Source organism: Saccharomonospora cyanea NA-134 (assembly GCF_000244975.1).
Taxonomy (GTDB): domain Bacteria; phylum Actinomycetota; class Actinomycetes; order Mycobacteriales; family Pseudonocardiaceae; genus Saccharomonospora; species Saccharomonospora cyanea.
Window position 1 is genome coordinate 3333685 of the sequence record NZ_CM001440.1, and the last position, 19967, is coordinate 3353651.

A 19967-nucleotide genomic window follows, 5' to 3' on the forward strand; every position below is an offset into this window, starting at 1 on the left:
CTGGTCTCCTTTCAACTGCCGTGGAAGCAGGATGCTGTGTCCGGTTCGGTCAGCTGGTGCAGCAGTCGGGGGTGGTGGGCGGACCGGTCGTCCACCAGGCGGGCCAGGTCGGCCAGCACCGGATGCCGGGTGATGTCCGTCAGCGACACGGCGCGGTCCAGCGCGATCGCCAAGCGCACGGCCGACAGTGACGTGCCACCACGTTCGAAGAAGTGGTCGCGCGTGGTGATCTGGTCGGGCGGGATACCGAGCACCGTCGCCCACGCGGCCGCGAGGCGCCGTTCGGTGGCTGTGTCCGGCGCGGCAGTGTCGCGCTCGGCAGTGTCGGGCTCGGCGCCGTCGAGGCTCGCCGCTCGTGTCGTGAGAGTCTTTCTGTCGATCTTGCCGTTGCCGGTCAGCGGCAGACTGCCTTGCCACTGGAAGACCGACGGCACCATGTACTCGGGCAGGGAGCGGGCCAGGCGGTCCCGCAGCGTGGTGGCTTCGAGCGGCCGTCCGCCCGAGTAGAAGGCGACGAGGCGGGCGCTGCGCCCCGAGGGGGCGTCGACCACCACGGCGCCGTCCCGGACGCCGGGCACCCGGAGCAGCGCGTTCTCGACCTCGCCGAGCTCGATGCGGAACCCGCGGATCTTCACCTGGGTGTCGCGGCGGCCGAGGAATTCCAGCTTGCCGTCGGGACGCCACCGACCGTGGTCGCCGCTGCGATACAGCCGCGCGCCCGCACGATACGGGTCGGCGAGGAACGCCTTTCGGGTGCGGTCCGGGTCGTTGACGTAGCCGCGTCCCACGCACACACCGGAGAACACGATCTCGCCGGGAGCGCCGAGCGGGACGAGGGACAGGTCCTCGTCGACGACGTAGGCGGTGACGTTGTTGACAAGCCGTCCGATGGGGATCCGCTCCGAATCCGGCGCCCGGTGCATCACCTCGTGGTTGGTGTCGTCCGATGTCTCGGTCAGACCGTAGGCGTTCACCAGGGCAACGCCGGGCTGGGCCGCGAACCAGCGCCGCACGAGCTCCGGCTTGAGCGCCTCGCCGGTGACCGACACGCACCGCAGATCAGGCAGCTCCCGGGGGGTGCGTTCGAGGCAGGACAGCACCACGTCGAGATACGACGGCACCACCTGGAACACGGCGACGTGGCCGGAGACGATCGTGTCGACGAACCGCTGGGCGTCGAGAATGGTGTCCTGGTCGATCAGCAACGTCCGGCCGCCCACCACGAGCGCGGAGACGAGTTGCCACAGCGAGATGTCGAAGCACTGCGGCGCGGTCTGGGCGACCACGTCGCCCTCGCGGACGCCCAGGTCGTCGATCTTGGCGTGGACGTGGTTGACCAGGCCCGCGTGTTCACACATCGCGCCCTTCGGTTCCCCGGTGGATCCGGAGGTGAAGTAGATGTAGGCGAGCGCCTCCGGGGCGACGGCGACGCCGAGATTGCCGTCGGCGGTGTTCGGGGATCCGGCGGCGTCGTCGATCGCGTCGGCGAAGACCACCCGGACACCGGGCAGGGTGGCAAGCGCCCCCTCGAGCGAGATGGTGCTGCCCGCCTCGGTCAGCACGAGGGTGCAACCGGCGCGGGTGAGTGTGGTGGTGATGCGGTCGGCCGGGAAGTGCGGCTCGATCGGCAGGTAGGCGCCACCGGCCTTGAAGATCCCGAGCACCGCCGCCAGCCAGTCGAGATCGCGTTCGGTGACCACCGCCACCGGCTCCTCACGGTGCAGTCCCTCGGCGAGCAGGGCACGACCCACCGCGTTGGCGCGGTCGTTGAGTTCTCGGTACGTCCAGCTCTTCTCGCCGTGCACGGCGGCGACAGCCTCGGGGTGGGCCCGGACGCGTTCCTCGAACAGTTCGTGGACACGGCGGTCCGGCAACCGGCGGTGCGGCCCGCCGAGACCGTCGATCTGGAGGCGCCGTTCCTCGGCCGACAGCAGGCTCTGCCGCCCGTGCCGGGCGTCCGGGTCGCTCGCCAGCAGCATGAGCGCGGTGAGGTGGTATCCGGCGATCCTGGCGGCGGCATCCGCGTCGAGGACGTCGGTCCGGTACCGCAGCCGCAGCGTGAGTCCCCTCTCATGACGCGGGAAGCTCACCCCGAGCGCGATGTCCTCGATGACAGTGTCCCCGGTGTCGTCCGGATCGAACACCGTCTCGAACGGCGGCGGCGTCACGCCCAGCTCGCGCTGGAGGTCGTCGATCGAGACGTTCTGGTGTGCCAGCAGGTCCGACTCTGCGGATCGGACGTCTGCCAGCATCTCCCGCCACGACACCGCTCCCGTGGTGAGCCTGCACGGCAACGGCGAGCCACTCGCGGCGACGTAGCCGGTGACGACGTCGCGGTCGCCGGACAGTGCGGCCAGCACCCGGGCGTGGGCGGCCAGCAGTACCGGACGCAGCGGCACTCCCAGCTCACCGGCGAGCCGGTCCAGGGCGGTGACGAGGTCGTCGGAGACCGCCTCCTCGTGGACGGCCACACCCGCGACCGGATCGAGGGTCCACCGGGGGACGGCCGTGCGGCCCCCGGTTTCGCAGACCGTACGCCAGTACTCGCGGTCGGACACCGTGGACATGCGCATCGGTCCGTCCTTCCCCGACCGGAGCCGTGTCCGCTGCGGTCGTGCCGGTACCGGAGTCTCATGCGGGCTGACAGGTGAGGGCATCTCGCATCTCCGTGGCCGGGTTTCCACCCCACCGCGCGTGTTGCGGCACCTCCTCGCCCTTCATGAGGAACGAGTCGGGGGCGAGGATCACGTCGTCGTGCATCGTCACGCCGTAGTGCGTCAGGGAGCCCACACCGAGGGTGCAGCGCGAACCGATCGTCACGTGGTCGGACTTGAACGTGCCGTCCTCCTGCGAATGGCACTGGATCTTGCTGCCCGCGTTGAGGGTGCAGTCGTCCCCGATCGTGGTCAGGGTGCGCTCGGTTATGAAGCAGCCGTCGTCGAGCAGCCTTCTGCCGACCCGTACGCCCAGCATCCGCCAGACAAGACTCTTGAACGGCGTTCCGTTGAAGAAGTCGAGGTAGGTGTCGGGCACCTTCCAGAAGCGTTCGTGCCACCAGAAGTACGGCTGATAGATCGAGCACAGCCGGGGCCGCAACCGGCCGAACTTCAGCAGGACGCGTTCCACGAGGACGTGGTACAGCGCGGTGACCACGAGAGTGAGCGAGAGGAACGCCGCCACCAGCAGTTCAGCGTGACCACCGGACAGGTTGGTCACCACGAAGGAGAGCACGGTGAGGATGAGAATGTGCAGCCAGCGGATGAACAACCCCACGCCCATCGTGCGGACGTTGTAGCGGTTCTTCGCCGACAGGCGCCTGCGGAACTCCTCACCCGTGCGCAGGTGGTCGAAGCTGGTGTCCCGCTCCACGGTCCGGGGAATCTCGAAACTCGGTGAGCCGAGCAGTCCCACGTCCTCCCTGACCGGGCCGTCGAGCGGGACCATCACCTTGGTCGCCAGCAGGCAGTTGTCGCCCGTCCTGCCACCCGCGGGATAGAAGACCTGGTTTCCGAGGAAGTTGTGCGCCCCGATCGAGGTGGGCAGCAGCCGGAACGAGGTGCTGGAGTACTCCGCGTTCATGAACGACAGCCCGTCGGCGACCATCGTTCCACGGCCGACGGAACTCAGAAACGGCGTCTCGTGCTGCACCGCCGAGCCGAAGTTCGACCCGGTCTGTTCGACATGCGACAGGTTGTAGCCGATGCCGCGCAGGTAGTGGACGATGTAGGAACTGTCACCGAACAGCCAGACGAAGAACCTGCTGTTGGAAAACCGCGCGATCGTCCGGTGCAACGAGTAGTGCACGCCGTACAGCGGGTAGGCCTTCCCCGGTCTGAGGGCGAGGTTCATCAGGCGCGGCAGGACGGCCACCGCCACCAGGCCGACGAGCACGAAGGCCGCGAACAGGGCCGAGGACAGGATCACGGCGACGAGGTAGGGACGCGGGGTCAGCAGGTTTTCCTGTTCCGGCCCCAGCACCGTCCCCATCTCCGGCACTCCGGCGAGCAGCATGTACACGCCTCCCACGGACAGAGGCACGAACACGAAGCACACCCGGACCAAGGAAAGGAAGCCGTACATGATGCGGCGCATCGGGCGGTCCGGGGATGGCTCCACACGGATGTAGTCCACCTCCGTCGGTTGGGCCGGGGAACCGTGCCAGCGTTGCCCGTTCGGTACCGCTCCTCCCCGGTGCAGTGAGGACGAGTGACCGAGTTGCGCACCGTCGCCGATCGACGTGTCGATGTCGAGCACGGTGTGCTCACCCACAAACGCCTCGCGTCCGAGCGTGACGCGGCCGGTTTGGAGCGTGCCCTCGTGCGCCCGGTAACCGAGGAAGAACGAGTCCTTGCGGATCACCGTGTCGCTGCCGATCTCGAGCAGGTCCGTGCAGACCGGCACGTGCTTCGACAGGATCGTGACACGCTTGCCGATGCGAGCACCGAGTGCCCTCAGGTACAGCACGTACAACGGGTTGCCGACGAACAGGATGATCGGGTTGGCGTGCAGCAGCGCCTTCACCGTCCAGAAACGCAGGTAGGCGGGGCTCCACGCGCGGATTTCCCGAGGCTTCCACCGCCCGATGAGGATCCATTTCGCCAGGATCGGCAAGACACACATCCCGGTCAGTCCGGCGCTGCCGACCACGACGGCGCGCAGGTAGATGTGCAGTAGGTCTCCGCCCGTGGAGATCCAGGCGTAGCCGCGTTCGGCGACCAGGGCGGCCAGCATCGAGTACGCGAGGAAGATGGCGGCCTGCAGCACGCCGCAGAGGATGTAAGCCCGTGTGCTCGTCCGACGTGTGTCCTCCGTGGCCGGGACGGGGGCGAGTGCACGGGTCTCGGCCGGGGTGACCGAGACATCGGCGAGCGCGGTCGTGAGGCTTTTGATCGTGGGATGTCGGTAGATGTCCTTCATCGACACCGACGGCAGATCCGGGTGTTTCCTGACTCGCGCGCAGAACTGCGCCATGAGCAGTGAGTTGGCACCGAGATCACGGAAGAAATGACTGTCGGCGGATACCGCGTCGACACGCACCACCTCGGCCAAAAGCGTGGACAGGCTCGTCTCCAATCGATCGCCGCTGAGGACGACCTCTTCCGCGTTCACGGCCATGTAGTTCCCCTTGTCTCCCGGTCGACACGGATTGTTTTCCGTTCGACACGGAATGTCGAGACGAGACATCCGCCGTGTTGGCGACGAATCACTGGTGCACCCCCTGCGGGTCGCGAAGGGTGGCGCCTGACGAACCCTGTGTCGGCATTTTTCCACATCGGTCCAGTCGCCGCTGCGGGCTGGGAAAAGCCGGCCCGACGACGTGTCGGGTTCGGTCAGCCTCCCGGACCGAAAAGCCTGGAACCCGGCAGCCGAACATGGACGATCGCCTGTTCGCAGGGTTTGCCGTGCCGTCCGCGTGGCGATGGTGCACAAATCCGTGCGAGGGCACGGATTTGCGTGTTCGTGCGGATTGTTGCCGCTGGTCTCGTGGTGGTGGAATCGACACTGGGCTTCGGGCCGCGCTGCCCACGACGCCCTCTCGCATCTCCCTAGAAGAACGACAGTTGTTCAGTCCACTGAGTTTGATCGCTCTGAGAACGATCATTTCGCGCCGCCGCTGCCCCAGGGCCGGCATCGGGAATCCGGTGTCTTCTCGGAACGCGATGCGCACCTATTAAGAGACTCTTGTTTCCTAGTGATGTCAAGATGACCTGTGCCAAGTCATGAAATTTCTTCTTCCATCCCGGTGCTGTCACCCGTTCGCGAGGTCGTCCACGAGACCGGCTTCGACGACGAACGCCCCACCCGAAGCCCCGGTTTCGACGCATGTGCGGCCTGTCCATGACCGGCGACGGCCAGAACACCCTCGCCAGCATCGAAGCGAAGTTCGACGGCCGCTTCGAGTGCTACGCCGCGCCGCACTGCTCGGTCGCGAATCCGCATGACCAGCACAACTCGGCTCACTCGGAGAGTTCTTCGTTCAAGGTCGCGAAATGTGCGACCGTCCCGGCGATCGCGTGTAGATAGTGGTCCAGCACGACACGGTTGACGTTGTCCAAGCGATCGCAGGCTGCGTGGAAGCACCGGTCGAACACCTGGCCCGCCTGACCACCCCAGTTCCGAGCCTGCTCCTGGCTCTTCACCGCGCTGTCACCGTTCTCGGCACCTCCGGAGGGGATACCTGCCTCGACGAACGGCGACTCGTCGTCTCCGACGAACTCGGTGATCTCCGCCTTCACTCCCGTTGTCGCCAGCTGATCGGCGAGGACGCGTCCAACCGTTGCGGAACCGGGAGGTCCCGATGCCGACTCGTCGTGCCCCACACCGCCCTGCACCATGTAACCGCCGTTCGGGGAGGCCACCATGTCCACGTTCAGATAAAGCATGATCTTGCGGCGATCGTCGGTCGAAAGGCTCTCCACGTATCCCGTCGAGCCCTCCAAGCCGGTCTCCTCGGAACCGAAGAAGGCGAACCTGACAGCGTTACGCACGGGAGGAGAAGCACCGAGGCGGTCCGCGATTTCCAGCAGCGTAGCCACGCCAGAACCGTTGTCGACGATACCCGGGCCGTTCTTCACCGAATCCAGATGCGCCCCGATCACTACCACGCGTCCTGGATCTCCGGTGCGGGTCTGCGCGATGACGTTCGGTAGCATCACCCGCCCTCCACCATGCTCCTGGGCCACATAGTTCGGGGTTTCCACGTCGTAACCGGCGCGACGCAGAGCGCCGACGACGTAGTCGACGCTCGCCGCGAACCCGGGGCTGGGGGAAGCTCGATTGCCGCCGTTCTCGTCGGCGATTCTCTGCAATGCCTGAAGGTGGGCGAACGCTCCGCTTTCGCTCACGTCATCCTTCAGCTCTTGCGCCAGTCGCCCATCCGTCACCGGACCATCGGTGCTTGGTGGCTCCGGGTTCGTGGCACCGCAGGCCGAGAGAGGCAAGGCGATGATCAACGCTATCGCGAGTCGGAGGCCTCGGGATGGCCGCGACGGCAAGTACAACGTGACTACCTCCCTGGCTACGTTCCCGGTGCTCGCGTCAGCCTGCGCGGCGAGGTAGGGAGACGGATGTCAGCCGGGTCGTGCTTCGGTAGTTGTCATCGAATTGTCGCGCATACCACCTGCGTTCGCAGCGAAACAGCATCGCCCACGCGCGAGGGTGCGGTTTCGGCGGTCCGGGCCTCGGTGACGATGAAGAGCCGCAGGTTGGTGCCCTGTGTCGTAGGTCGGCGTGTCGACGGTTGCGAAGGAGCCTGCCTCTCTTCGAGGCGGAGGCCCGGGGAGGGACATCGCCGGAGATCTGGGGTGCCGGCGCGGGGCAATCGGCCGCCACCCACCCCGCGCTCAGCGACGTTGACGTCCGGTCCGCTCCCGCTGATCTGGCGTAGCCCGCTCACGCTGTGCCAAGACGGGGCGACCTTCGTGCGGTGGTGATGAGCGTGGCCAGGCTTGGCCCTTGAAATGGCGTGACAGCCCTGGGGAGGTCGACGGGATGACGCACCCACAGGAGACCACCAACGAACCGGCACTGCCGGCACTTTCCCGGCCATCCCGGAGACCTGCCCGCCCGGCGAGGGCCCTTCAAGCAGTCCAGTGGCCTGTGATGTGGGCAGCGATCAGGGTCCAGGGACGATTGCCCCGCTGAATGGGCGTAGTAGTCAGCGGTTCACAGCCGGTGTGCCGACGTTTAAGGTAGGTCTGTGCGCCAGAAAGTGTCTGGTCGCACGTTGAGGTTGTGCTGGGGACGGCCTCTGTTCCGTCCGGAGGCGGACGCATCCCTGTCCGGCAGGGCGGTCTCGTGGAGGGATCCCCTGTGTCTGCCCTGGTGTCGCACCGCCGTGGCTTGTGGCTTGTCTTCTTTCTCAACGGCGCTGTGTTGTCGAGTTGGGCGCCGCGCATCCCGGCGGTCAAAGAAGAACTTGCTCTGTCCGATTCCGCTCTCGGCCTGGCGCTGTGGGGGATCGCGCTCGGATCGGTGCCGACGCTGCTGCTGACCGCGCGCCTGCTGCGTCGGGTGTCCGCCCGCACGCTGTGCCGGGTCTCGGCGCTGGTGTTCGCGGCCGGGCTGCCCCTGATCGCCGCTGCGGAGAACCTGGTCACGCTGACGCTGACGCTGGTGCTGCTGGGGGCGGCCAGCGGCATGCTCGATATAGCGATGAACGCGGCCGCGCTCGGACTGGAACGTGCCTGGCAGGTCACCCTGCTGCCCGGATTGCACGGCGGCTACAGCCTGGGGATGCTCTGCGGCGCCGGGATGGGGGCTCTGGCGGCCGGCTCGTTGTCGGTGGCCGAGCATTTCGGTCTCGTCACGGCCGTGTTGCTGGGCGTGCTGGCCCTGGCCTGGTCCCGGTTAGCCATGGCCGACCCCGATACGGGGCAGTCGACGTCCTCGCTTGACTCTCACCGGCGGTGGCGCCCGTCGTGGGCGCTGGTCGCCTTCGCGCTGTGCGCTCTGCTGACCGAGGGGCTGATCATCGACTGGTCGGCTGTGCTACTGCGTCAGGAACTCGGCGCCACGGCCACGGTGGCCGGGTTGGGGGTCACGATCTTCAGCGCGGCTATGACGTTGTCGCGGGCCCTCGGCAACAAGCTGGTCACCCTCACCACACCGGCTGGGGTGGCCCGCGGGGGTGCCGCCATGGTCACCGTCGCGTTGCTGGCCGGGCTGCTCCAGCCCCACCCGGAAGTGCTTCTCGGGGCGTTGGTTCTCGTCGGGCTGGGCTGCGGCCCGTTGTTCCCACTGGCCATCAGCACCGCCGCACGCAACACGACGGTGCCCCTCGGCACCGTCACGGCCTCGCTGACCGCGTGGGGCTATCTCGCCTACCTCGGTGGCCCACCCTTGGCCGGCACCGTGGCCGACCACCTCGGGCTGTCCACAGCGCTGCTGATCCTCGGCGGAACAGCAGCAGCCACGATGCTCGTCGTCAGCATCGTGGGCGTGTCCTGGACTACCCCACACACCACGAACCCGCCCGAATCCACTGTCCCACCGGAGATACCAGACAGAGAAAACTGAGGAAGCACATCGGACGCTGGCCAAGGAATCGTCGTTCCGGACCGTGATTCCCGAGTCCTCGAAGCTGAATCGGTAGTCAACGCTGCGCTGCGCTGCAAACAACTTTCCTGCCAACCGGCACCGCGGCTGCCCTCCCCGCGGCATCCCGGAGCCTGCCCGTCCGGCGAGGACATCTCTTTCTTCTTCGGCGGCCCGGAGGGGCCGCCCTTGAACAAGAGAAGAAAATTTGAACACGTTCTACGCAGTGGTTTTGTGTGGTCTCAACTGATGTTGCCGCAGAGATACCCGTCAGCTGGAGGGGTTGGTGTCTGGGTTAGCGCCGAGGCGCGCGAGCAGCCTTTGGCTGAGCACAATGTCGTGCGGCAGCTGCCTGAGCTCGGCCGCGTCGATGACGACTCCCTGTCGCTGGAGGGTCTGCTGCAGGGAGTCCCAATGGTCTGTTGCCATGTCCTCCTGCGAGAGCCCGTCGAATGGCTCGTCCGGGCCGACGACCATGCGCGTCGTCTCCTGGATACCCTCGACTGATTCCGCGGCCCAGTCCTGGGACGAACCCCAACCTCGGTCATCCAGCAGCAGCACCCGGCTTCCGTCGGCAAGCTCCGCCTCGTGACGCGCTGATACTGAGACCTGTCCCGTGTCGTTCACGTCGTCGATATCGGCGAAAGTCACCAAACGCGTCACGGCAATCATCGAGTCGTCACCCTCTCGCTCCAGTGCGCCGTCAACCATCGATTGGGCGACGATAGCCCTGTCCCCCGCGGAGTTTCCGTGATGATCAGCAGCGTGCACACGACCGTGGATGCGACTGGCGCGTGGGATCTCTTGCTCATCCGCCGTGTTCCCCTGTGCCCCAAGGATCTCGGAGGCCTTCGAGGAGTGATGGTGGAGGCCGCGACGGCCATGGACGACATCTTCGAGTGCAGGGCCCGAGAAGCATAGTCACCCAGTTAGTCACTCAGTCGGCCGGCGGCTCGCCTCGCTAAACGGACGCGCTCCGCGCACACCCATATCCAAAAAGAGCCCCTGACCTGCGGTTTCCCGCTGATCAGGGGCTCTTCTACGACCGTCGGGCTGACAGGATTTGAACCTGCGACCCCTTGACCCCCAGTCAAGTGCGCTACCAAACTGCGCCACAGCCCGGCCACCACCGTTGCGGTGATGGCAGCTAGCTTACCGTGCCCTCCGAACGTCCCGCACGGGGGGTGCCGGTGTCGATCACGCGCTGGTCACGCCGAGGCGGCGCGCCAGCTCCGGGGCGTCGGCGGTGCCCTCCTTCAGCGTCGTGGCACGCCAGGCCTGCCACATGTCGCGGGGCGCGTCTTCCCAGTTCAGGGGGCCGAACGGCGGCTGGGGGTCGTACTCGATGCCGAACTGCACCTGCCGCGCCACGTCCTCACCGGCCAGGGTGGCGACCAGGTGCAGGGCGGCGTCGATGCCCGCCGCCACGCCCGCCGCCGTGAACGCTCGGCCGTCGGCCACCCAGCGCTTCGCCACGGGCTTCGCCCCGAACGCCTCCAGCAGGTCGAGGAACGCCCAGTGGGTCGTCGCCTCGCGATCCTCCAGCAGTCCCGCCGCGCCCAGGACGAGCGAACCCGTGCACACCGACGCCAGTGTCTCCGCCGTCTCCCCCGCCCGTCGCAGGTAGGCGAGCAGCTTCTCGTCCGACATCGCCTCGATCGTCGACACCATGCCGCCCGGAACCACGACGGCGAACGGGTCCGGCACCTCCTCGAACGTGTGACTCGCCGCGACGCGCAACGCGGCGTTGTCCGACGGCATCGGATCGGTGTGTTCTCCCACGACCACGGTCCGGTACTCGTCGGGCCGGAACGCCGACAGCGGGTCCAGCACCTGGAGTGGCCCCACCAGGTCGAGTGCTGTGAGGCCGGGATACGTCACGAACGCGATCGTCTTCATGCCGCCACGATCACCGCGCGGACACCCTCCGTGGGCTGTGGGTGTCCGAAACCGCACGGACCTTGTCCGATCCACGCCGCTGCTAGTGTCGTCGCGTGCGCCGCGTCGTCCTCGTCGCCTACGACAACGCCCAGCTGCTCGACGTCTCCTGCACCTCGGACGTCTTCGACGGCGCCAATCGGCTGGGCGTCACCCCCGGCTACGAGGTCACCCTCGCCACCGTCGGCGGTCGAGCGGTGCGCTGTTCCGGCGGTCTCACGCTCGCCGCCCACGCACGGCTCGACCAGGTGCGGGGTCCCGTCGACACCGTGCTGGTGGCGGGCGGGTTCGGCCACGAGGACGCGGCCGGCGACACCCGGCTCATCACGCACGTGCGCAGGCTCGCCGCCGAGGCCCGGCGCGTCGCGTCGGTGTGCACGGGGGCGACGGTGCTCGCCGCCGCCGGGCTGCTGCGGGGGCGACGCGCCACCACCCACTGGGGCTGGGCCGCCCGGCTCGCGGCACGCCACCCCGACGTGACCGTGGACCCCGCGCCGCTGTTCGTCAGGGACGGCAACGTCTACACCTCGGCGGGTGTCACGAGTGCCCTGGACCTCTCCCTCGCCCTCGTGGAGGAGGACCACGGCGCCTCCGTGGCCCGCGACATCGCCCGCTACCTCGTCGTCTACCTGCAACGGCCGGGGAACCAGGCCCAGATGAGCATGTTCCTCACCACGCCACCACCCGACCACGAGCCGCTGCGCGACCTCGTGTCGTACATCTGCGCGCACCCCGCGGACGACCTCGGCACCGAGGCGCTCGCCGCCCGCACCGGGGTGAGCGCTCGGCACCTGACGCGCCTGTTCACCACCCACCTCGGGGCCTCGCCCAGCCGTTACGTGCGGACGGTGCGGGTGGAGGCGGCGGCCCGCCTGCTGTCCACGAGCGACCTCCCGCTGGCCTCGGTGGCACGGCGCTGCGGCTTCGGCTCCGCGCACACCCTGCGGCAGGCGTTCGTCGCGCACTACGACACCTCACCCTCGACCTACCGCCGCATGCTTCGCGGCGGCGGGCCTCACGACCGGGCGAGCATCGGGATGCGTCCCCCCGCGACGACGGCCTCCACCTGACGCGGCGACAGCCGGTGACGCAGGCGGTAGTCCTCGTCCTTGGTCTCGTTGCGGATCGTGATGTCGCTGTGGTTGGTGAGCCGCTCGCGCAGTCCGTGCAGGCTGAGCACGTCCCCCTGTTCGACGCGGTCGTAGTCGGCCGGGTCGGTGAACTCCAGCGCGAGGATGCCGAAGTTGGCCAGGTTCTGCCAGTGGATGCGCGCGAACGACTTGGCGATCACGGCCTTCAGCCCCAGATACCTCGGCGTGATGGCCGCGTGTTCACGGGAGGAGCCCTGCCCGTAGTTGTCGCCGCCCACCACGAAGTGGCCCGTGTCCGCGCAGTCGCTCGCCCTGCGCGGGTACGTGGGGTCGACCTGGTCGAAGGTGAACGTCGCCAGTTGCGGCACGTTCGAACGGAACGGCAGCGCCCTCGCACCGGCCGGTGAGATCTCGTCCGTGGAGATGTTGTCGCCGACCTTGAGCAGCACGGGCGCTTCGGCGTCGTCCGGCAGCGGGGGCATGTCCGGCAGCGCCGAGATGTTCGGCCCCTTCACCAGTTTCTCCCGGCGCGCCTGTTCGGGCGGCAGGGGTGGCAGGAGCATGTCGGTGTTCACCGACGCCCGCGCGGGCAACGGCAGGTCGGGGTAGTCGAGACCGAGCTTGTCGGCGAGCTTCCTCGGGTCGGTGATGACTCCGGTGAGCGCGGAGGCCGCGGCCGTCTCGGGTGAGCAGAGCCAGACGGAGTCCTCCCGTGTCCCGCTGCGCCCCGGGAAGTTGCGGGGAAAGGTACGCAGGGAGTTGTGCCCTACCGCGGGTGCCTGTCCCATGCCGATGCAGCCCATGCAACCGGCCTGGTGGATGCGGGCGCCCGCCGAGATCAGGTCGAACGTGCCGCCCATCTTCGTGAGGTCGGCCAGGATCTCGCGCGAGGTCGGGTTGACGTCGAAGCTCACCGCGTCACTGGCCTGCCGCCCGCGCACGAGGTAGGCGGCGATGGCGAAGTCCCGCAGTCCGGGGTTGGCCGACGAACCGATGACGACCTGCCCGACCTCCGTGCCCTCGACCTCGCTCACGGGCACCACGTTGTCCGGTGAGGACGGTCTCGCGATCAGCGGCTCGATCGTCGACAGGTCGATCTCGTCGGTGACGTCGTAGGTGGCGTCGGGGTCGGCGACGATCTCCCGGTAGTCGTCCTCGCGGCCCTCCGTGCGCAGGAACTCGTACACGGCGGCGTCGGACGGGAACACCGTCGTGGTCGCCCCCAGTTCGGCCCCCATGTTGGCGATCACATGCCGGTCCATCGCCGACAGGGTCGACACCCCCGGACCGTGGTACTCGATGATCCGGTTGAGACCACCCTTGACGCTGTGTCTGCGCAGCATCTCCAGGATGACGTCCTTCGCCGACGTCCACGGCGGCAGCTCACCGGTCAGCCGCACGCCCCAGATCTCCGGCATGCGCACGTACACCGGTTCGCCCGCGATGGCCAGGGCCGCTTCGAGCCCGCCCACGCCCATCGCCAGCATCCCCAGCGCACCCGACGCGGGGGTGTGTGAGTCGGAGCCCACCATGCTCTTGCCGGGGACGCCGAACCGCTGCATGTGCGTGGGGTGGGACACGCCGTTGCCCGCCTTCGAGTACCAGATGCCGTAGCGGCGGCAGGCCGAGCGGAGGAAGGCGTGGTCCTCGGCGTTCTTCTCGTCGGTCTGCAGGAGGTTGTGGTCGACGTACTGGACGCTGACCTCCGTGCGCGCGCGGTCGAGACCGAGCGCCTCCAGTTCCTGCATCACGAGCGTGCCCGTGGCGTCCTGGGTCAGCGTCTGGTCGATCCGCAAGGAGATCTCCTCCCCCGGTTCCATCCGGCCGTCGACCAGATGGTCGGCGATGAGTTTCTGCGCCACCGTCCTACCCATGCCCCGTCGACTACCCGTTCCGGGCGGATCGGCAACCATGGCGGTCGTGTTGCGCGACTACCGAGGGGACGTGCTGCTCGCCGTCGCGGCGGGCGGCGCACTCGGCAGCCTCACCCGCTACGGGCTGGCCGAGCTGCTTCCCCACCCTCCCGGCGGGTTCGCCGTGGCCACCCTGGTGACGAACGTGCTCGGGTGTCTGGGTCTCGGCACGCTGATGGCGTTCGTCGAGCACGGCAGGCCTTCCCGGCTGGTGCGGCCGTTCCTCGGCATCGGGTTCTTCGGGGGGTTCACGACGGTGTCGACGTTCGCGCTCGACACGGTGGAGGCGGTGCTGGACGGGCACGTCGGCGTGGCCGTGGCGTACGTCGGTGGGTCCCTGGCGGCGTCCCTGCCGGCCGTGGCCGCCGGACTGGTGGGCACCGATCGGCTGCTGCGGCGGTTCGCCCGAGGAGGTGAATCGTGACGGTGGTTCTGGTCATGCTGGGCGGGGCGGTGGGCGCCACGCTGCGTTACCTGCTCGACACGCTGGTGCGCCGCAGGCAGAGCTCACGCTTTCCGTGGAGCACGCTCGTCGTGAACGTCCTCGGCAGCGTCGTGCTCGGCATGCTCACCGGCGCGGCGCTGCCCGGAGCGGCCGGGAGTGCGAGCGACGCGGCTCTCGGCGTGGGACTGTGCGGCGCGCTCACCACGTTCTCCACCTTCGGCTACGAGACGGTGCGGTTGTTCCTGGACGGCGCGCACCGGACGGCCGTGGCGAACGTGGTCGTGACGACGGCGGCGAGCCTCTCGGCAGCCGCGGGCGGAGTCGCGGTCGGAGGGCTCCTCGGCTGAGGTGTGTCCTCATCGGAGGATGCGTGTGCGGCCTCTCAGTCGAGACAGAACTCGTTGCCCTCGATGTCCTGCATCACGAGGCACGACTCGTTGACGCCATCGGCACGCAGGAGTCGCACGCGGACCGCGCCGAGCGGGACCAGCCGCGCGCACTCGGCCTCGAGTGCGGCGAGGCGTTCCTCGCCCACGAGCCCGGTGCCGACCCGCACGCAGAGATGCACCCGGTTCTTGACGACCTTGTCCTCGGGAACGCGCTGGAAGTACAGTCGCGGGCCCACACCCGAGGGATCGACGCAGAAGAACGACGAACCCTGACGCTCAGGCGGCAGCGAGCGATCGAAATCGTCCCAGGTGGCGAACCCCTCCGGCGGTGGCGGCACGACGTATCCGAGCACCTCGCACCAGAACCGGGCGAGGCGCTCGGGTTCCGCGCAGTCGAAGGTGACCTGGAACTGCTTGATCGACGTCATCGGGCCACCGTAGTGACGCGTGCTGTTCCCAGAGAACCGGTTTTTCGTCGCCGCGTAGGGTGGGTTCCCGCGCGGCATGAGCTGGTGACGTGCCCTAGCCGTCCCGGCACTGGTCCCGGACCTCGGGGAGCCGCTGGAAGCCTGCCGACTCGTAGGTGGCGACGGCGCCGACGTTGGAGCTCGGGGTGTACACGATCGCGCTCGACGAACCCAGCTCCCGGAGTGCGGCCGCCGCAGCGAGGGTGATCGCCTTGCCGTAGCCGTGCCCTCGATGGTCCCGGTGCACACCCATCGGCTCCAGCAACCCGGGCTTCCCCGGACCGGCCGACCACACCGTCACCACCGCCACCGCGTCGCCCTGGTCGTCGTACGCGGCCAGGCACCGGGCGTCGGCGTACGGCGGTCCGGCCGCCATCGCGTGCCAGCGCTCGTCCGTGAACGTCGACCCCTCGAACGATGCCCGCAGCACGGCCGTCCACACCGAGGCCTGCTCCGGTCCGATCATCTCGACCCGCACGCCCGGGTCCTTCACCGGCTCCCTGAGGTCGCGGCGCAGCGGCGTCCACGGCTCGTCGAAGTGCCAGCCGTGCTCGGACAGCAGGTCCTGGACCAGGGCACCCACCGGGGACTCGACCGCCACCCTCCCCTCGCCCAGCACGCCGCGCTCCGGCTCGGTCAGGTCCCCTGCCAGCCGCCGCGCCAACTCCTCGTCCCGACGGGCGTCCGGCGCGATCGTCAGCCGCACCAGCCCGGGACCATCCAGCAACCCGACGGCGAGGATCCGGCCGTCCCGGCTCCACGTCCGGACCGCCGCGGCCGTCGCCTCCGCACCGAACCGGTGGAACCACCCCAGATCTCCCGGATGCAGTTGCCACGGAGCCCCGTCGTGCTGCCACTCCCGCAGTACACCCACAGCCTCGCTCAGCCCGTCGACCCCCGGCTTGCCCAGCACGATCGCCATGGCCCGAGCCCACCTCACCACGCCGTCCGTCCGCAACCGGTTTTCCGGCTCGTGCGGCGTCGGCGACGTACCCGGCTTGAGGGTTCTCCCTGTCCGACCTGCCCGGATCTCTGAGAAGTTTCCACCGATCGTTCAACGATACCGTCGAGGTCATGACCGGAGTGGACAGAAGTCCGACGCTGGAACTGAGCATGGCCGAGTTGCGCGAGGTCACGGGTTACGCCGTGGCCTGCGCGGAACCCGCACTGGCGATCTTCGAGCGGGAACACCCCGAGGATCGGCGCCCACGGGCCGCGGTCGACGCCGCGCGGGCGTTCGCGGAGGGAGCCAGGCGGACCAAGGTGATCCGTGACACCGCGTGGGCGGCGCACCGGGCGTTTCAACAGACCCGCGACGCGGGACAGACCGCGGCGAGCGACGCCGCGCGCGCTGCCGTCGCCGCGGCCAGTGCGGCGTTCCTCCATCCGCTGGCGAAAGCCACACAGGTGCTGCACATCCTCGGCTCCGCCGCCCACGCGGCTCGAGCGTTCGAGTTCGATGCCGGCGAGGACCACCACGTCGGTGCCGACTACATCGAGAAGGCACGGGCTCTGGCCGGCCCCGTCGTGGTGAGCGTCCTGACGCGCTACCCGAACGCCCCGGGTGGTCGCGGCCGTGTGGGAGAGCTGTTGCGGAGCCTGGACACGTCGTTGCGGCAGGGAGGCGAAGTGAGTCCTCAGGTCGTGCCCGACTGAGTCCCCCACGACACCGTGTTTTCGTCCTGCACACGATGGTCACGGCCCGGCTGGTGACAACCGAAGCGACGAGATCAGCTCCCCGGCCGCCTGTTCGGACACTCGGCCTCGGTCCAGGTCGCGGTCAAATCACGACCGACCACAGTGAGCGATCCACCGAGGAAGCCGATCTCGTGGCTGCAACCGTGCTCGTGGGGCAGGATCTCGTCTAGCGTGACCGCACGGAAGCTGGTCCAGTCGGAGGTGTCGACCGGGTCGAGGCTGAGACTGCTGACACCGACGTAGCGGATGCTCAAGTCCTCCTCGTGCTTCCAACAGTTGTGACGGAAGCCGAGGCGGAGCCAACTTTCGCCGTCGGCTTCTCCGCGCTGCAGCGTGGCGGGCTCCAGGTCCTTCACACACCTCCGGCCGAAGAAGTCGTAATGGTCGGGATCGGTGGCGAATGCCCGCGCGCCAGACGGAAGAGCACCGGCCAGCGTGGGCAACAGAGCAAGATATGCGGCAGGGTCGAGGAAGTTGCCGGTGCTGGTGCTCTCCACCCTGACGTGTCTCATCGCTGCCTGCCTCTCCTTCGGCACCACCACAGGCACCGGGTCCGGTGCTGAAGTAAGCACACGCGGACCGAGCGCCTCACCTGGGAGGCGCCCCTTACTCCTGCGATTCGGCTCGTCGAGCCTCAGGCGGCCTGGACGCCGGTTTCGGGCAGCACGATCATCGCACGCCGACGAGTGCTGCCCGACCCGGTCGCTCCCCTCCCCACCACATCGGGACGGGGACGGTGACCGGGCCAGGCACTGGCTACGACTGCGAGTCACGCGTACCGGCCCGAGGCCGGTCGGCTGAGCGTAGTCGCGGGGTCGACGACGTCACCGACTCACCGGCTCGCGGCGTGAGTCGAGCGGGCTCGATGAGGCGCCGATGCGCGTGCTCGACGGCCGAACCGCGACGACCACCTCGGCCCGTCCTATCGTGTCCGTACCCCGCGACGGCGGACACGTGTGCAGGAACTGCGGACACGGCGTGAGGTTTCAGCCGGCCACCGGGACCGGGGCACCGTCGCGCAGAAAGACCGGGATGCGGTCGAGAGGCGCGTCGGCCCGCACCGTGGTGCCGCCCTCGTGCTCCTTCCCCGTCCAGGCGTCGGTCCAGGCCGCCCCCTCCGGCAGGTACACCTCCCTGGAGCGGGCGCCCGCCTCCAGCACGGGAGCCACCAGCACGTCGGGGCCGAGCAGGAACTGGTCGTCGACCTCCCACGTCCGCGCGTCGCTCGGGTGGTCCACGAACAACGGCCGCATCGGCGGCACCCCGGTCTCGTGTGCCACGCGCATCTGCTCCGCGAGGTACGGCCGCAGCCGCTCCCGCAGGGCCAACGTGCGGGTGAGGTGCTCCAGCACCTCCTCGCCGTACGACCACACCTCGTTCGGCCCGCCGGTCATGTCGGGGCCGAACGGCATGCGAGGCTCACGCACCCCGTGCAGGCGGAACAGCGGACAGAAGGCACCGTAGGAGAACCACCGCACGAGCAGTTCCCGGTACTCCGGCGAGTCCGGATCGCCACCGTGGAACCCACCGATGTCGGTGGTCCACCACGGGATGCCGGACAACGCGATGTTCAGCCCCGCGCGCACCTGGGCCCGCAGTGACTCCCACGTCGGTGGGATATCGCCGGACCAGACGGCCGCGCCGTAACGCTGGCTGCCCGCCCACGCCGATCGGCACAGCAGCACCACGTCCTCGCCCTCGACGCGCGCCCCCTCGAAGAACGTGCGGGCGTTCTCCCTCGGATACAGGCACGCCACCTCGGTGCCCGGTCCGGCCGCGAAACTGAGGTTGTGCGGGTGTCCCGGCTGCAGCTCGGGTTCGCAGCCGTCCAGCCAGAACGCCCGGATCCCGAGGTCGAAGTAGTTCCGCTTGGCGGTCTTCCACACGAACTCGCGGGCGGCGGGCTCGGTGGGGTCGTAGAACGCGACGGGCATCTCCGCGCCCATGCCCTTGTCGTGCCACGGCGCGTGCAGGGGCACGCCGCGTTCGGTGCCGACGAGCAACCCAGCGTCCCGCATCGTCGGGTAGTTCTCGCTCAGGGGGCTGACCGACGGCCACACCGACACCAGCAGCTTCACCCCGAGCTCGTCGAGTTCGGCGATCATGGCCTCGGGGTCGGGCCAGTCGGCGGGGTCGAAGCGCCAGTCGCCGAGGTGGGTCCAGTGGAAGAAGTCGACCACGATCACCGACAGCGGCAACCCCCTGCGCCGGTGTTCCCTGGCCACCTCCAGCAGCTCCTCCTGGTTTCGGTAGCGCAGTTTCGACTGCCAGAAGCCGGTGGCCCACTCCGGCAGCACGGGCGGGTGGCCCGTGGCGTCGGCGTAGTGCGCGAGCACGTCGGCGGGCCCGTCACCCGTCGTGACCCAGTAGTCGATCTGGCGAGCGCTGTCGGCGACCCACCGGGTGCCGTTCTCGGCCAACTCGACCCGGCCCACTCCGGGCATGTTCCACAGCAGGCCGTAGCCTCGGCTGGACACGAGGAACGGGATCGACACCTCGGCGTTGCGCTGCACGAGGTCGAGCACCATGCCCTTCTGGTCGAGCCTGCCGTGGGAGTGCTGGCCCAGCCCGAAGAGACGCTCACCGTCGTAGGCGGCGAACCGCTGCTCCAGCCGCGCGTAGCCACCGCCGTGGGCCTGGAACACGCGCGCACCCGGCCACCAGAAGTGGGCCTGCTGCTCGGCGAGCAGTTCCTCCCCGGTGTCGCTGCGTTCGAACCGCACCAACGCGACGACACCGGTGTCGGTGGGCACCTTCTCGACCACGGCCGTCAGCGCGCCGTTGGTGATACGTCCCGACGCCTCCCCGACCCACACGGTGGGCTGGGCGGGCTTCGGCTCGACGAGCGCTCCAGGCACGTCCTCGACGATCCGGTGCTGCCCGACGCGCACCCGCAGGCTGTCGGGTCCCCACGGCTCGATCCGCAGGACCTCGTGACGCACCCGGACCTCGAGTACCTGCCCACCGTTCCGGCTTTCGATCATGCTTGT

General features: G+C 68.6%; 15 protein-coding genes and 1 tRNA gene. 5 read left to right on the forward strand and 11 right to left on the reverse strand.

Translation table 11 applies throughout. The features are described 5' to 3' along the window. Positions 1-11: 11 nt before the first annotated feature. The 3 genes from SACCYDRAFT_RS15610 to SACCYDRAFT_RS15620 all read right to left on the reverse strand — a co-directional run bounded on the left by SACCYDRAFT_RS15610 (position 12) and on the right by SACCYDRAFT_RS15620 (position 6845). Positions 12-2573, reverse strand: a complete 2562-nt coding sequence (locus SACCYDRAFT_RS15610; protein ID WP_005457518.1) for a non-ribosomal peptide synthetase — start codon at positions 2571-2573, stop codon at positions 12-14. Between the two features lie 58 nt (positions 2574-2631). Continuing rightward, on the reverse strand, positions 2632-5115 hold the full coding sequence (locus SACCYDRAFT_RS15615) for a Pls/PosA family non-ribosomal peptide synthetase (protein ID WP_005457520.1): 2484 nt from the start codon (positions 5113-5115) through the stop codon (positions 2632-2634). Between the two features lie 842 nt (positions 5116-5957). After that, the gene (locus SACCYDRAFT_RS15620; RefSeq protein WP_157606518.1) at positions 5958-6845 is read right to left on the reverse strand and encodes a M28 family peptidase; all 888 of its coding nucleotides are present in this window, start codon (positions 6843-6845) and stop codon (positions 5958-5960) included. Positions 6846-7812: 967 nt separating this feature from the next. Here SACCYDRAFT_RS15620 and SACCYDRAFT_RS15625 point away from each other — a divergent pair. Beyond that, complete coding sequence (locus SACCYDRAFT_RS15625) at positions 7813-9018, forward strand: MFS transporter (RefSeq protein WP_005457523.1); 1206 nt, start codon at positions 7813-7815, stop codon at positions 9016-9018. A 288-nt stretch (positions 9019-9306) separates the two neighbouring features. On the opposite strand, the gene SACCYDRAFT_RS15630 is transcribed toward SACCYDRAFT_RS15625, so the two are convergent. From SACCYDRAFT_RS15630 to SACCYDRAFT_RS15640, 3 genes are all read right to left on the reverse strand, one after another. Continuing rightward, complete coding sequence (locus SACCYDRAFT_RS15630; RefSeq protein WP_005457524.1) at positions 9307-9747, reverse strand: hypothetical protein; 441 nt, start codon at positions 9745-9747, stop codon at positions 9307-9309. Between the two features lie 337 nt (positions 9748-10084). Beyond that, positions 10085-10158 (reverse strand) — tRNA-Pro (locus tag SACCYDRAFT_RS15635). 75 nt (positions 10159-10233) lie between these two features. Continuing rightward, positions 10234-10935, reverse strand: a complete 702-nt coding sequence (locus tag SACCYDRAFT_RS15640; RefSeq protein WP_005457526.1) for a DJ-1/PfpI family protein — start codon at positions 10933-10935, stop codon at positions 10234-10236. Positions 10936-11030: 95 nt separating this feature from the next. Between SACCYDRAFT_RS15640 and SACCYDRAFT_RS15645 the strand changes: the two genes are divergently transcribed. Further along, positions 11031-12044: a GlxA family transcriptional regulator gene (locus SACCYDRAFT_RS15645; RefSeq protein WP_005457527.1), complete on the forward strand. Its 1014-nt coding sequence runs from the start codon at positions 11031-11033 to the stop codon at positions 12042-12044. Here SACCYDRAFT_RS15645 and SACCYDRAFT_RS15650 read toward each other — a convergent pair. After that, the gene (locus tag SACCYDRAFT_RS15650; protein ID WP_005457529.1) at positions 11990-13939 is read right to left on the reverse strand and encodes an aconitate hydratase; all 1950 of its coding nucleotides are present in this window, start codon (positions 13937-13939) and stop codon (positions 11990-11992) included. The two genes, SACCYDRAFT_RS15645 and SACCYDRAFT_RS15650, sit on opposite strands and share 55 nt — an antisense overlap. 37 nt (positions 13940-13976) lie before the next feature. Between SACCYDRAFT_RS15650 and SACCYDRAFT_RS15655 the strand changes: the two genes are divergently transcribed. Both SACCYDRAFT_RS15655 and crcB read left to right on the forward strand, forming a co-directional pair. Next, positions 13977-14402 carry a fluoride efflux transporter FluC gene (locus tag SACCYDRAFT_RS15655; protein WP_005457532.1) on the forward strand — a complete coding sequence of 142 codons (426 nt, stop codon included), beginning with the start codon at positions 13977-13979 and terminating at the stop codon, positions 14400-14402. Further along, positions 14399-14770 carry a fluoride efflux transporter CrcB gene (crcB, locus tag SACCYDRAFT_RS15660; protein ID WP_005457534.1) on the forward strand — a complete coding sequence of 124 codons (372 nt, stop codon included), beginning with the start codon at positions 14399-14401 and terminating at the stop codon, positions 14768-14770. The genes SACCYDRAFT_RS15655 and crcB overlap by 4 nt, the downstream gene beginning before the upstream one ends. Before the next feature lie 35 nt (positions 14771-14805). On the opposite strand, the gene SACCYDRAFT_RS15665 is transcribed toward crcB, so the two are convergent. Together SACCYDRAFT_RS15665 and SACCYDRAFT_RS15670 are read right to left on the reverse strand one after the other, a co-directional pair. Then, positions 14806-15240: a VOC family protein gene (locus SACCYDRAFT_RS15665; RefSeq protein ID WP_005457536.1), complete on the reverse strand. Its 435-nt coding sequence runs from the start codon at positions 15238-15240 to the stop codon at positions 14806-14808. Between the two features lie 94 nt (positions 15241-15334). Then, positions 15335-16201 (reverse strand): GNAT family N-acetyltransferase, encoded by an 867-nt coding sequence (locus tag SACCYDRAFT_RS15670; RefSeq protein WP_005457538.1) that lies wholly within the window; start codon positions 16199-16201, stop codon positions 15335-15337. Positions 16202-16353: 152 nt separating this feature from the next. Between SACCYDRAFT_RS15670 and SACCYDRAFT_RS15675 the strand changes: the two genes are divergently transcribed. Beyond that, positions 16354-16935 carry a putative immunity protein gene (locus tag SACCYDRAFT_RS15675; RefSeq protein ID WP_005457540.1) on the forward strand — a complete coding sequence of 194 codons (582 nt, stop codon included), beginning with the start codon at positions 16354-16356 and terminating at the stop codon, positions 16933-16935. A 74-nt stretch (positions 16936-17009) separates the two neighbouring features. Here the strand turns inward: SACCYDRAFT_RS15675 and SACCYDRAFT_RS15680 are convergent, their stop codons facing one another. Continuing rightward, a complete protein-coding gene (locus SACCYDRAFT_RS15680; RefSeq protein WP_198284931.1) occupies positions 17010-17474 on the reverse strand; it encodes a hypothetical protein in 465 nt (154 codons plus the stop codon). 489 nt (positions 17475-17963) lie between these two features. After that, positions 17964-19961, reverse strand: a complete 1998-nt coding sequence (locus SACCYDRAFT_RS15685; RefSeq protein WP_005457543.1) for a glycoside hydrolase family 31 protein — start codon at positions 19959-19961, stop codon at positions 17964-17966. Positions 19962-19967 lie beyond the last annotated feature (6 nt).